This is a genomic window from Streptomyces echinatus (assembly GCF_014203595.1).
GTDB lineage: Bacteria > Actinomycetota > Actinomycetes > Streptomycetales > Streptomycetaceae > Streptomyces > Streptomyces echinatus.
On sequence record NZ_JACHJK010000030.1, the window covers coordinates 13779 to 26822 of the forward strand.

General features: G+C 69.9%; 11 protein-coding genes and 1 tRNA gene. 5 read left to right on the forward strand and 7 right to left on the reverse strand.

Going from position 1 to position 13044, the window contains the following annotated elements; genetic code table 11:
• Nucleotides 1–63 precede the first annotated feature (63 nt).
• From hrpA to FHS34_RS40330, 3 genes are all read left to right on the forward strand, one after another.
• Nucleotides 64–4008: an ATP-dependent RNA helicase HrpA gene (hrpA, locus tag FHS34_RS40320; RefSeq protein WP_184975439.1), complete on the forward strand. Its 3945-nt coding sequence runs from the start codon at nucleotides 64–66 to the stop codon at nucleotides 4006–4008.
• A 97-nt stretch (nucleotides 4009–4105) separates the two neighbouring features.
• A tRNA-Asp gene (locus FHS34_RS40325) sits at nucleotides 4106–4180 on the forward strand.
• Nucleotides 4181–4576: 396 nt separating this feature from the next.
• A complete protein-coding gene (locus FHS34_RS40330) occupies nucleotides 4577–4768 on the forward strand; it encodes a DUF6274 family protein (protein WP_184975443.1) in 192 nt (63 codons plus the stop codon).
• 461 nt (nucleotides 4769–5229) lie between these two features.
• Here FHS34_RS40330 and bldC read toward each other — a convergent pair whose 3' ends face one another.
• A complete protein-coding gene (gene bldC, locus FHS34_RS40335) occupies nucleotides 5230–5436 on the reverse strand; it encodes a developmental transcriptional regulator BldC (RefSeq protein WP_003949541.1) in 207 nt (68 codons plus the stop codon).
• Nucleotides 5437–5955: 519 nt separating this feature from the next.
• On the reverse strand, nucleotides 5956–6798 hold the full coding sequence (locus tag FHS34_RS40340; protein ID WP_184975446.1) for a DUF8083 family protein: 843 nt from the start codon (nucleotides 6796–6798) through the stop codon (nucleotides 5956–5958).
• 201 nt (nucleotides 6799–6999) lie between these two features.
• On the opposite strand from FHS34_RS40340, the gene FHS34_RS40345 reads away from it, so the two are divergent.
• Nucleotides 7000–8106 (forward strand): Leu/Phe/Val dehydrogenase, encoded by a 1107-nt coding sequence (locus FHS34_RS40345; protein WP_184975449.1) that lies wholly within the window; start codon nucleotides 7000–7002, stop codon nucleotides 8104–8106.
• A 290-nt stretch (nucleotides 8107–8396) separates the two neighbouring features.
• The gene (locus FHS34_RS40350; protein WP_143640034.1) at nucleotides 8397–8645 is read left to right on the forward strand and encodes a DUF3073 domain-containing protein; all 249 of its coding nucleotides are present in this window, start codon (nucleotides 8397–8399) and stop codon (nucleotides 8643–8645) included.
• Nucleotides 8646–8711: 66 nt separating this feature from the next.
• Here the strand turns inward: FHS34_RS40350 and purM are convergent, their stop codons facing one another.
• From purM to FHS34_RS40375, 5 genes are all read right to left on the reverse strand, one after another.
• Complete coding sequence (purM, locus tag FHS34_RS40355; protein WP_184975452.1) at nucleotides 8712–9779, reverse strand: phosphoribosylformylglycinamidine cyclo-ligase; 1068 nt, start codon at nucleotides 9777–9779, stop codon at nucleotides 8712–8714.
• Nucleotides 9780–9814: 35 nt separating this feature from the next.
• The gene (gene purF, locus FHS34_RS40360) at nucleotides 9815–11344 is read right to left on the reverse strand and encodes an amidophosphoribosyltransferase (RefSeq protein WP_184975455.1); all 1530 of its coding nucleotides are present in this window, start codon (nucleotides 11342–11344) and stop codon (nucleotides 9815–9817) included.
• Nucleotides 11345–11545: 201 nt separating this feature from the next.
• A complete protein-coding gene (locus FHS34_RS40365; RefSeq protein WP_225817447.1) occupies nucleotides 11546–11983 on the reverse strand; it encodes an META domain-containing protein in 438 nt (145 codons plus the stop codon).
• A gap of 111 nt (nucleotides 11984–12094) precedes the next feature.
• Nucleotides 12095–12892, reverse strand: a complete 798-nt coding sequence (locus FHS34_RS40370) for a maleylpyruvate isomerase family mycothiol-dependent enzyme (protein ID WP_184975460.1) — start codon at nucleotides 12890–12892, stop codon at nucleotides 12095–12097.
• A 10-nt stretch (nucleotides 12893–12902) separates the two neighbouring features.
• Entirely contained in the window at nucleotides 12903–13043 is a 141-nt protein-coding gene (locus FHS34_RS40375) for a hypothetical protein (RefSeq protein ID WP_184975463.1), read from the reverse strand.
• Between the last annotated feature and the right edge of the window lies 1 nt (nucleotide 13044).

Genomic DNA, 13044 nt, shown 5'->3' on the forward strand with positions numbered 1-13044 from the left:
GCCCGGCCCGCCCCCTCAATTCGTTCGCGTGATTTTCGGCTGGGGTGAGATCCTGGACCGCGTATGTCTACGCATCCCGCCCCCGCCCTCGGCACCCTCGCCCCCCGTCTGACCGAGCTGTCGCTGCGCGACGCGCACCGGCTCGGCCGGCGGCTCGAGGGCGCGCGCAAGATCCGTAAGCCCGAGGCCCGCGCCGTCGTCCTCACCGAGATCGAGACCGAGATCGCCCGCGCCGAGGACCGCATGGCCGCGCGGCGCTCCCGCGTGCCGGCCGTCACCTACCCCGAGCAGCTGCCGGTCAGCCAGAAGAAGGACGAGATCGCGGAGGCCATCCGCGACCACCAGGTCGTCATCGTGGCCGGTGAGACCGGGTCCGGCAAGACCACGCAGATCCCCAAGATCTGTATGGAGCTGGGCCGGGGCGTGCGCGGCATGATCGGGCACACCCAGCCCCGCCGTATCGCCGCCCGGACCGTCGCCGAGCGGGTCGCGGACGAGCTGAAGACACCCCTCGGCGAAACCGTCGGCTGGAAGGTCCGGTTCACCGACCAGGTGAACCCGGACGCCACCTTCGTCAAGCTGATGACGGACGGCATCCTGCTCGCGGAGATCCAGACCGACCGCGAGCTGCGCGCCTACGACACGATCATCATCGACGAGGCCCACGAACGGTCCCTCAACATCGACTTCCTGCTGGGCTACCTCGCCCAGCTGCTGCCCAAGCGCCCCGACCTGAAGGTCGTCATCACCTCGGCGACCATCGACCCGGAGCGCTTCTCCCGGCACTTCGGCGACGCCCCGATCGTCGAGGTCAGCGGCCGGACGTACCCGGTCGAGGTGCGCTACCGGCCCCTCCTGGAGGAGGACTCCGAGGACGCCGACCGGGACCAGATCACCGCCATCACGGACGCCGTCGAGGAGCTGATGGGCGAGGGGAAGGGCGACATCCTCGTCTTCCTCTCCGGCGAGCGGGAGATCCGGGACACCGCCGACGCCCTGGAGAAGAAGAAGTACCGGTTCACCGAGGTGCTGCCCCTCTACGCCCGGCTGTCCCACGCCGAGCAGCACCGGGTCTTCCAGCCGCACACCGGGCGCAGGATCGTTCTGGCCACCAACGTCGCCGAGACCTCCCTCACCGTCCCCGGCATCAAGTACGTCATCGACCCCGGCTTCGCCCGGATCAGCCGCTACAGCCACCGCACCAAGGTCCAGCGGCTGCCCATCGAGCCGGTGTCGCAGGCCAGCGCCAACCAGCGCAAGGGCCGCTGCGGTCGTACGTCCGACGGCATCTGCATCCGGCTGTACTCCGAGGACGACTTCCTCGCCCGCCCGGAGTTCACGGACGCGGAGATCCTGCGTACGAACCTGGCGAGCGTCATCCTCCAGATGACCGCCGCCGGCCTCGGCGACATCGAGAAGTTCCCCTTCATCGACCCGCCGGACCACCGCAACATCCGTGACGGCGTACAGCTGCTGCAGGAGCTGCACGCGCTGGACCCGGCCGAGAAGGACGTCCGCAAGCGGCTCACGGACACCGGCCGCAAGCTGGCCCAGCTGCCCGTCGACCCCCGTCTGGCCCGGATGGTCCTGGAGGCCGACCGCAACGGCTGTGTCCGCGAGGTCATGGTCATCGCCGCCGCCCTGTCCATCCAGGACCCGCGCGAGCGCCCGGCCGAGAAGCAGGCCCAGGCCGACCAGCAGCACGCCCGCTTCAAGGACGAGACCAGCGACTTCCTCGCCTACCTGAACCTGTGGCGGTACGTCCGCGAGCAGCAGAAGGAGCGCGGGTCCAGCTCCTTCCGCCGGATGTGCAAGCAGGAGTACCTGAACTTCCTGCGCATCCGCGAGTGGCAGGACATCTACACCCAGCTGCGCACGGTCGCCAAGCAGATGGGCATCCACCTCAACGAGGACGACGCCCCGGCCGACCGCGTCCATGTCTCCCTCCTCGCCGGCCTGCTCTCCCACATCGGGATGAAGGACGTGAAGGAGGGCAACAAGAACGAGTACCTGGGCGCCCGCAACGCCAAGTTCGCGGTCTTCCCGGGCTCGGCGCTGTTCCGCAAGCAGCCGAAGTTCCTGATGTCGGCCGAGCTGGTGGAGACGAGCCGCCTGTGGGCGCGGGTCAACGCCAGGATCGAGCCGGAGTGGGTGGAGCCGCTCGCCGGGCACCTCCTGAAGCGGACGTACAGCGAACCGCACTGGGAGAAGGACCAGGCGGCCGTGATGGCGTACGAGAAGGTCACGCTCTACGGCGTCCCGATCGTCGCCCAGCGGAAGGTGAACTACGGCCGGATCGACCCCGAGGTCAGCCGTGAACTGTTCATCCGCAACGCCCTGGTGGAGGGCGACTGGCGCACGCACCACAAGTTCTTCGCCGACAACCGCAAGCTCCTCAGCGAGGTCGAGGAGCTGGAGCACCGTGCCCGGCGCCGGGACATCGTCGTGGACGACGACACGCTCTTCGACTTCTACGACCAGCGGGTGCCCGAACACGTCGTCTCGGGCGCCCACTTCGACTCCTGGTGGAAGCGCAAGCGGCAGGAGCAGCCGGACTTCCTGGACTTCGAGCGCGCGATGCTCATCCGGGAGTCGGCGGAGGCGGTCACCAAGGCCGACTACCCGGACAGCTGGAGCCAGCGGAACCTGAAATTCCGGGTCACCTACCAGTTCGAGCCGGGCGCGGACGCCGACGGCGTGACGGTGCACGTCCCGCTCCAGGTGCTCAACCAGGTCACGGACGAGGGCTTCGACTGGCAGATCCCCGGCCTGCGCGAGGAGGTGGTGACGGAGCTGATCCGCTCCCTGCCCAAGCCGATCCGCCGCCACTACGTACCGGCGCCGAACTACGCGAGGGCGTTCCTGGAGCGGGCGGTGCCCCTCCAGGAGCCGCTGACCGTCACGATGGCCCGTGAGCTGAAGCGGATGGTCGGCGTTCCCTTCGAAGCGGACGACTTCGACTGGGCGAAGGTCCCCGACCACCTCAGGATCACCTTCCGGATCGTCGACGAGCGGCGCCGGAAGCTGGCCGAGGACAAGGACCTGGAGGCGCTGAAGCTCAGTCTGAAGCCGAAGGCCCGCAAGGCCCTGTCCCAGGCCGCGGCGGCGACCGCGTCCCGGGAGGGCGGCGAGTCGCTGGAGCGGGGGGGTCTGACGGACTGGACGATCGGCACGCTCAGCCGGGTCTTCGAGACGCGCCGGGCCGGGCAGCCGGTCAAGGCGTACCCGGCGCTGGTGGACGACGGCGACACGGTCTCCGTAAGGCTCTTCGACACCGAGGCCGAGCAGGCGGAGGCCATGTGGAGGGGCACCCGCCGGCTGATCCTGCGGAACATCCCGGTGAACCCGGCGAAGTTCGCCTCCGAGAAGCTGTCCAACGCCCAGAAGCTGGCCCTCTCCGCCAACCCGCACGGCTCGATCCAGGCGCTGTTCGACGACTGCGCGATGGCCGCGGCGGACAAGCTCATCGCGGACTTCGGGGGGCCGGTCTGGGACGAGGAGTCGTACCGGAAGCTGTACGACAAGGTGCGCGCGGAGATCGTGGACACCACCGTCCGCACGGTCGCGCAGGTGCAGCAGGTGCTCGCGGCCTGGCAGGCCTGTGAGCGCCGCCTGAAGGCCGTCGGCAGCCCTGTCCTCCTCGCGAACCTCACGGACGTCCGCAAGCAGCTGGACGCCCTCGTGAAGCCCGGGTTCGTCACCTGGGCGGGGATACGGCGGCTGCCCGACCTGATGCGCTACATGGTGGCCGCCGACCGGCGTCTGCAGCAGATGCCGACGAACGTGCAGCGGGACACCACGCGCATGGAGAAGGTCCACGAGATGCAGGACGAGTACGCCTGGCTCCTGGAACAGCTTCCGCAGGGCCGCCCGGTGCCGTCCTCGGTCCTGGACATCCGCTGGATGATCGAGGAGCTCCGGGTCAGCTATTTCGCCCACGCGCTGGGCACGGCTTACCCGGTCTCGGACAAGCGGATCGTGAAGGCCATCGACGCCGCCGCACCGTAGCCGTCCCCGTACAGAGGGTGAGTTCGACCAGGACCCTCACCCTCCTGTACAGTCTCTTCTCGCAGCGCAGTGCACAAAAGAAAGCGCCGCGAAACCTGGTCCTGTGGAGCAGTTTGGAGTGCTCGCCACCCTGTCAAGGTGGAGGCCGCGGGTTCAAATCCCGTCAGGACCGCACAGAGAACAAGGCCCGCCCCCGCAAGGGAGAGCGGGCCTTGTTCGTACCCAGAGGCCCGTCTCGCCCCCGCGGGGCAGAGCGGGCCTCACTCGTGTCACCGAGGCCCGCCCCCCGTGAGGGAGAGCGGGCCTCTCTCGTGTCCCCGCCGTCCCGCCGGAGGGGAGGCCGCGCCCGCCGGGTAGGGGACGGGCCCGTCAGGGGCGTCCAGGCTCGGCTCCGTCGGGGGGCGTAAGGCCCGGCCGGCCCAGCGGCCCTCGTGGCGCCACCGGGGACGGTGCGGCGGCAGGGAGGGGCGTGGCGCGCCGGTGGGTACCGCGGTCTTGACGGCGTCACATTCGCTCGGTACCCAGAGAGCAGGGCTCGTTCCTCCCGCACGGCCCCTGGAGGTGGCGTATGGCGGCGTCGGTCAGGCACGAGACGCGGGCGCTCCTGAGAGCCCATCTGTCGGCCGCCTCTTCCTACCGGCATCTCACCCGCCGCTGCCCCGTCTGCCGCCACCTGCTGCGGCTGGCGATGGACGCCGGCCCGCACGGCCAGGAGCCCGAGCAGGAGGCGATGGAGGACGAAAGTCCCCGCCACACGTGACCTCCGGCCGGCCCAACCGGCGTGCGGCCGTGGGACTCTGGGGCAGAGGTTTCCTTTAGTACACGCGGCGCGCACCCAGCAAGCGGGCCGTCATGTGACGGGAGTCACCGCATGAGTTTTTGAAACGGTGGCACTTACCCCTGTCATACAACAGGTCAATTTAATATGTGCAATTGCACTGCCCTCAAGGGCCCTGCACAGCCGTTCCGACAGTCATCCCCAGACTCCGACAAGGTTGCTCACAAGCGCCGCCCCCCTCCTCGACCTGCGCACAAAAAAGATCGCGCTGGACCCGGCGGAGTCCAGCGCGATCGACGACGCACCCTGTGTCGCTTGCCTACAACGTTCTCTTCGGCCTGGGCGTGGGCCCTGTTGGGGCAGGTCCCGCGTCGCTTGGAGCTAGGGTTTCGGGCGCCTCGGGCGGTTGGGGGACCGACCGTCTTGCCCAGTTATGGAGTTGTTCAGGCCTCGCTGCGCTGCTGCGGGATGCCCGCCAGCAGGGCGCGGACCTCGGCCTCGCGGTAGCGGCGGTGGCCACCGAGCGTGCGGATGGACGTGAGCTTGCCGGCCTTCGCCCACCGCGTGACCGTCTTGGGGTCGACGCGGAACATGGTGGCGACCTCAGCGGGGGTCAGCAGCGGCTCGGCATCAGGGGTGCGAGCGGTCATGAGCGGCCTCCTCGGGAGAACCGAACCTTCTCGGTTCTTTCCTCTAAATTCTGCACCTTGACCCGCGTTGCCCGAAATGGCGGACGCGAGTCGAGTCGGTTATAGGACGAACGGCTTGTCCTCGGCACTACAACTACACCATCTGTCCAGCCGCGTCGGCCAAACCGATGGAATTGCCCTCCCAGGTGTTCATCAGCGACGGAAGCCGATGGACCATGCCATAGCGGACAGTCACGCCACTGTGACGATCAGTCACAGGACGATCAGGAGTCACCAGACCCCCCAAAGCAGTGCAATGCTGAGAATCCGCCCACTGTCGAGCATAGTTGGACGGACGGAGCCCTCCCCGGACTCCTTGTCCTATTTTGGCATGAGGGGTGGCAACTAGAGCAAGAGCCGGGTAAGTGCCGTCCGTCACCCTTGGGACAAAAGTCCAGATCGGGACCAACGTCCCGTCAGGTGGTCTAAGCGAGTAGAACGTACGTCGTCCGGGGCCGATTTGACCGTGATGTACGTCACTCAGTTCGCGGAACGCCGGTCCCGTACCGCCCGCCACCGCTCGACGAGCCGCCCGTAGGCCTCCCCGGCGACCGCCCCGTCCCCCTGGCGCAGCGCCTCGACACCGGCCGCCACGTCCGCCGCCGAGTGGTCGTCCTCCAGCTCGCCCGCCGGCAGCACGTGCACCAGCCCGCCGTAGTCCAGTTCCACCAGCGAACGCGGATGGAACTCCTCCAGCCAGCGGCCGACGTCCACCAGCCCGTCGATCAGCGGGCTCTCCTCGACCGCGTCCCTCAGCGCGCGCAGCGCCCGCGCCACCCGGCGCCTGGCCTGCACCATCGGTGTGCGGTAGCGCAGCACCGGAGGCACGTCCGCGGTCCCCTTGTCGTACCGCCGCTCCTCGTCCGAGACGAGGACGAACCAGTTCAGCGGCACCTGCCAGGTCGCCGTGCGGATCCACGGGCGGGCGTCGGGGTTGCGGGCGAGCCAGCGCTCGTAGTCCTGGGCCGCCTGGCGGCGCACCACCGGCGGGAGCACCGCGTCCAGCACGGGCGGCGGCAGTTCCTCGTCCAGCCCGCCCAGGGCCTGCCAGCCGCGCAGCCGGGTCCGCCAGGGGCACACGCACGTCACGCCGTCGATCTCCAGCACGAAGGCGTCACCGCTCTCGTGCACCGGGACCGCGATCGGCGGGGTGGGCAGCAAGTCGGCCAGGGAACGGCGCAGTTCGTCCTGGTAGGAGGGGCGGTCGGGGCGGCGCGCGTAGCGTGCCCAGTGGCTGCGCTCCGGCTCCGGGAAAGCGCCCAGCGGCTCGTACACGCGCAGGTACGCGGCATAGGGGACGACCACGGAGGACACCTTCGGCACGCCTGCTCCCTCCCCATCGGGCCCGGCTCGAAACCACGGCAAATCGTGCCATGGTCATGCGTGCGCGGCGGCCCTGGAAGGGTGATCCTGAACACTGCGCGGATGGTGAGTGGGCCGAGGCTCTACGCTCATGCCACGGCTCCCCGCCACCCGCACGGGGACCGCACCCCACTCGCCGCTATGTACACAGGAGTCACCACAGTGACCGACGTAACCGGCGCGCCTGCTGATGTCCTGCACACCCTGTTCCACTCGGACCAGGGGGGCCATGAACAGGTCGTGCTCTGCCAGGACCGCACCAGCGGCCTCAAGGCCGTCATCGCCATCCACTCCACCGCCCTGGGCCCCGCCCTCGGCGGCACGCGCTTCTACCCGTACGCCACCGAGGCGGAGGCCGTCGCCGACGCGCTCAACCTGGCGCGCGGGATGTCGTACAAGAACGCCATGGCCGGTCTCGACCACGGCGGTGGCAAGGCCGTGATCATCGGCGACCCGGACCGCGACAAGACCGAGGAGCTGCTCCTCGCCTACGGGCGCATGGTCGCCTCGCTCGGCGGTCGCTACGTCACCGCGTGCGACGTCGGCACCTATGTCGCCGACATGGACGTCGTGGCCCGCGAGTGCCGCTGGACCACCGGCCGCTCCCCCGAGAACGGCGGCGCGGGTGACTCCTCGGTGCTCACCGCCTTCGGCGTCTACCAGGGCATGCGCGCCTCCGCCCAGCACCTGTGGGGCGACCCCTCGCTGCGCGGCCGCAAGGTCGGCATCGCCGGCGTCGGCAAGGTCGGCCACCACCTGGTGCGGCACCTGCTCGACGAGGGCGCCGAGGTCGTGATCACGGACGTGCGGCCGGACGCCGTCCAGCGGGTCCTGGACGAGCACCCGGCCGGAGTGACGGCCGTCGTCGACACCGAGGCGCTCATCCGGGTCGAGGGGCTCGACATCTACGCCCCGTGCGCCCTCGGCGGAGCCCTGAACGACCTGTCCGTGCCGGTGCTCACCGCCAGGGTGGTGTGCGGCGCGGCCAACAACCAGCTGGCCCACCCGGGTGTGGAGAAGGACCTCGCCGACCGCGGGATCCTCTACGCGCCGGACTACGTGGTGAACGCCGGCGGGGTCATCCAGGTGGCCGACGAACTGCACGGGTTCGACTTCGACCGGTGCAAGGCGAAGGCGGCGAAGATCTTCGACACCACGCTGGCCATCTTCGCACGTGCGAAGGAGGACGGGATCCCGCCGGCCGCCGCGGCCGACCGGATCGCCGAGCAGCGGATGGCTGACGCCCGCGCGGGCCAGGCCGGGCGCTGACCCAGTCGTACATATGAGCGGTACCCGTCGGCGGGAACTTAGAGAGAACTCTCACTTCCACCGGCGGGTCGTTCCCCGATAAGTGGTTAAAATCGCCACTGACCAGCGAGGACAGGGCGCCTCGAAGGTCCTGTGCACACGCGCGTGCTGCGGGCGACGTACCGTATGGGCGCGGGCTCAGGTACCGTGGAAGCCCTACGGACCGGCCTCTCTTCGGAGGGTCCGTTCCAGATCATGAACGCGTGTCAGACTCTGGGGCCGTTGAGCCCCGTCACCGAGGGGGTCGAGCCATGGGGCGCGGCCGGGCCAAGGCCAAGCAGACAAAGGTCGCCCGCCAGCTGAAGTACAACAGCGGTGGGACTGACCTGTCACGTCTGGCCAGTGAACTGGGCGCATCGACTTCGAGCCAGCCGCCGAACGGCGAGCCGTTCGAGGACGATGAGGACGACGAGGACGACCTCTACTCCCGTTACGCCGACCTCTATGAGGACGACGAGGACGAGGATGAAGGTCCCTCCCAACATCGTCGCGGCGCTTGACCTTGCATTGAGCACGAGTCCGGTCGGTGGCACAGCCACCGACCGGCTTCTGTGCTGTCTGCACGGTCAGACGGCGTAGTCCCCGACCAGCTCGGCTCCGGTCGTCTTCGCGCCGCGCTCGGTGATCTCGCCGGCCACCCAGGCGTCCACGCCACGGTCGGCCAGGGTCGCGAGGGCCACCTCGGTGGACTCCGCCGGGAGCACGGCCATCATGCCGACGCCCATGTTCAGGGTCTTCTCCAGCTCCAGGCGCTCGACGTTCCCGGTCTTCCCGACCAGGTCGAAGATCGCGCCCGGGGTCCAGGTGGAGCGGTCGACGGTCGCGTGCAGCCCGTCCGGGATCACCCGGGCCAGGTTGGCCGCGAGGCCGCCGCCGGTGATGTGGCTGAAGGCGTGCACGTCGGCGGTGCGGGTGAGCGCCAGGCAGTCCAGCGAGTAGATCTTGGTGGGCTCCAGCAGCTCCTCGCCGAGGGTGCGGCCCAGCTCCGCGATCTCCGTCTCCAGGGCCAGGCCCGCGCGGTCCAGCAGGACGTGGCGGACCAGGGAGTATCCGTTCGAGTGAAGCCCGGAGGCCGCCATGGCGATCACGGCGTCACCCGTGCGGATGCGATCCGCGCCCAGCAGCCGGTCGGCCTCCACGACGCCCGTACCGGCGCCGGCGACGTCGAAGTCGTCCTCGCCCAGCAGACCCGGGTGTTCGGCCGTCTCGCCGCCCACCAGGGCGCAGCCGGCCAGCACACAGCCCTCCGCGATGCCCTTCACGATGGCCGCGACCCGCTCGGGGTGCACCTTGCCGACGCAGATGTAGTCGGTCATGAACAGCGGCTCGGCACCGCACACCACGATGTCGTCCATGACCATGGCGACCAGGTCGTGGCCGATGGTGTCGTAGACGCCCATGCGGCGCGCGATGTCGACCTTGGTGCCGACGCCGTCCGTGGCGGAGGCGAGCAGCGGGCGCTCGTAGCGCTTGAGGGCGGAGGCGTCGAAGAGCCCGGCGAAGCCGCCGAGGCCGCCCAGGACCTCGGGCCGCTGCGTCTTCTTCACCCACTCCTTCATCAGCTCGACGGCGCGGTCGCCCGCCTCGATGTCGACGCCCGCCGCTGCGTAGCTGGCACCAGTTGTCTCAGACATGACTGTGAGAGCTTTCGTGTCGTACTGCAGGGGTTTTACGGGCGGCGGATCGCGTCGGCCGCGGCCGTGGCGGCGGGACCGGCCGCCAGCTCGGTCTCCAGCAGCTGCTTGCCGAGCAGCTCCGGGTCCGGCAGCTCCATCGGGTACTCGCCGTCGAAGCAGGCGCGGCACAGGTTCGGCTTGGCGATCGTCGTCGCGTCGATCATGCCGTCGATGGAGATGTAGGCGAGGGAGTCGGCGCCGAGGCTGGTGCCGATCTCCTCGATGGACATGCCGTTGGCGATCAGTTCCGCGCGGGTGGCGAAGTCGATGCCGAAGAAGCAGGGCCACTTCACGGGCGGCGAGGAGATCCGGATGTGGACCTCGGCGGCACCGGCCTCGCGGAGCATGCGGACCAGGGCGCGCTGGGTGTTGCCGCGCACGATCGAGTCGTCGACGACGACCAGGCGCTTGCCCTTGATGACTTCCTTCAGCGGGTTCAGCTTCAGGCGGATGCCCAGCTGGCGGATGGTCTGCGAGGGCTGGATGAAGGTCCGGCCGACGTAGGCGTTCTTGACCAGGCCGTTGCCGAAGGGGATGCCGGAGGCCTCCGCGTAGCCGATGGCGGCCGGCGTGCCGGATTCCGGGGTCGCTATGACCAGATCGGCCTCGGCGGGGGCTTCCTTGGCGAGTCGGCGGCCCATCTCCACCCGGGAGAGGTACACGTTCCGGCCGGCGATGTCGGTGTCCGGGCGGGCCAGGTACACGTACTCGAAGACACAGCCCTTGGGCTTCGCTTCCGCGAATCGCGAGCTGCGCAGGCCGTTCTCGTCGATGGCGACGAACTCGCCCGGCTCGATCTCCCGCACATAGCTCGCGCCGCAGATGTCCAGGGCGGCGGACTCGGAGGCGACCACCCAGCCGCGCTCCAGGCGGCCGAGGACCAGCGGGCGGATGCCCTGCGGGTCACGGGCGGCGTAGAGGGTGTGCTCGTCCATGAAGACGAGGGAGAAGGCGCCCCGCACCTTCGGGAGGACCGTGTGGGCCGCCTCCTCGATGGTCAGCGGCTTGCCGTCCTCGTCGACCTGGGCGGCCAGCAGGGCCGTCAGCAGGTCGGTGTCGTTGGTCGCCGCGACCCGGGTGGAGCGGCTGTTGTTGTCGTTCGGCAGGGCGGCGACCATCTCGGCGAGCTGCGCCGTGTTGACCAGGTTGCCGTTGTGGCCGAGCGCGATCGAACCGTGCGCGGTGGCGCGGAACGTCGGCTGGGCGTTCTCCCACACGGAGGCCCCGGTGGTCGAGTAGCGGGCGTGACCGACCGCGATATGACCCTGGAGCGAACCGAGCGAGGTTTCGTCGAAGACCTGGGAGACCAGGCCCATGTCCTTGAAGACGAGGATCTGGGAGCCGTTGCTGACCGCGATTCCCGCGGATTCCTGACCCCGGTGCTGGAGGGCGTAGAGCCCGAAGTACGTGAGCTTTGCGACCTCTTCACCCGGAGCCCAGACGCCGAAGACGCCGCAAGCGTCCTGGGGGCCCTTTTCGCCGGGAAGCAGATCGTGATTGAGTCGACCGTCACCACGTGGCACGCCTTCGAGTGTAGGCGAGATCGACCACTGGTCCGAATTGGGGATACGCGCCCGCAACCGACCTGACGGTCTGGATCACCTTGGTTGTTTCTGCGTTTTCCCTGGTCAAGGCCGTGCGTCAGGCGTGGCCGGACGCTTTGGGCGCGTTGTGCGTTCCGGACGCCGGGGTCTTTGCCGGATACGTGAGTGAGGTGTCGCACATCATTCGGGGGCGCCGCGGCTGAGGTGGACACGGTCGCCGTCACCGTCGGTGAGCGTCAGCTTCGCGGCGTCGGCCTTGGCGACCAGCGTGCCGGTGGTGAGGGCGCGGGCGAGGGCCCGCTCGAAGTCCATCCGCTCGCGGTCGCAGGCCATCCGGGTGGTGCGCAGGTCCCCGATGGTGATCCGGTCGCCGTGCACGGTGGCCCGGGCGCTGAAGTGGTTGCAGCCCAGGTTGCCGGCCGCCTTGCCGTCCTCGTCGATGCGCAGGCGGGCGGCGGCGGGCGCGTGCCGGGTCGTGCCGCCGACGGTGAGGCTGTCGACCCGCCAGTCGATGCCGGTCACCGGCTGCTGGACGCTCACCGCAACACTGTCTCCCTTCTCGCTGCCGCAGGCCACCGTGAGCGGTACGAGCACGGCGGCCGCCGCCGTCAGGGTCATGCGCTGCTTGTAGCGGTTCATAGCGATTTGACGGCCTGGCGGCGCGACCGGTTCCGGCGACTTCGGCCGCTCCACCGCTTCCGCCGCTCCGCCGCTTCCGCCGAGGAGCGCCTAGGCCATGAGCGGCAGGAGCCCGCCGATGTCCGCGCGCTCCCCGCTCGCGGCGACCTTCGCCCCGGCCACGGCGTCCTGCCAGCTCACGCGGCCGGTCGCGAGCCGGAGCCAGGTCAGCGGGTCGGTCTCCACGACGTTGGGCGGCGTGCCGCGGGTGTGCCGGGGCCCCTCGACGCACTGCACGACGGCGTACGGCGGCACCCGCACCTCGGTGGAGCCGCCGGGCGCCTTCACGGCGAGGGCGTCGGCGAGCAGCCGGGTGGCCGCGGCCAGGGCCTGCCGGTCGTGCGGCACCTCCAGACCCGGCACGGCCGCGTTCAGGTCGTCGGTGTGGACGGCGAGTTCGACGGCGCGGGTGACCAGGTAGTCGTCCAGCGGCAGGGCGCCCGCGTTGGTCTCCAGGAGCCGGCCGCCGGGGTGCTGGTCGAGGAGGGCGCGCAGGGAGGAGTCGACGTCCGCGAGGTAGGCGTCGAGATCGGGGTGGTCCGCGGCGACGTTCCGGGTGAAGTCGGCGATGGCCGGGGCGTTCGCGGCGGTGGCGAAGGGCCACTGCACGACCGTCACGTCCTGCCGGGGCGGGGCCGGCCGGTCGAGGGCGCGGTGCACGGCGGTGACCGCCATGCCGATGTGCGCGACCAGGTCCCGTACGGTCCACTCGCCGAGCCGGGTGGGCAGGGCGAGCTGTTCGGGGGTGAGGCCGCGGACGGCTTGGTGCACGTGGGCGAGCTGGGCGAGGACCGCGGTGCGGGTCCGTGCGGGGTCGTAGCTGCGGGCGCGCTTCTTGGCCGGTGGCATGGCGGTGAGCCTATGTCCTGACCGCGTAGTCCTTCAGTCCCTTTTCGACCGGGCCGAAGGCGCGCCGGGCGCGGTCGGCGGCGTCGGCGGCGTCGGCGGCCACCTGGTCGACGCTCTCGCCGGCGCCGATGCGGCGGTGGCGCTCCTCCACG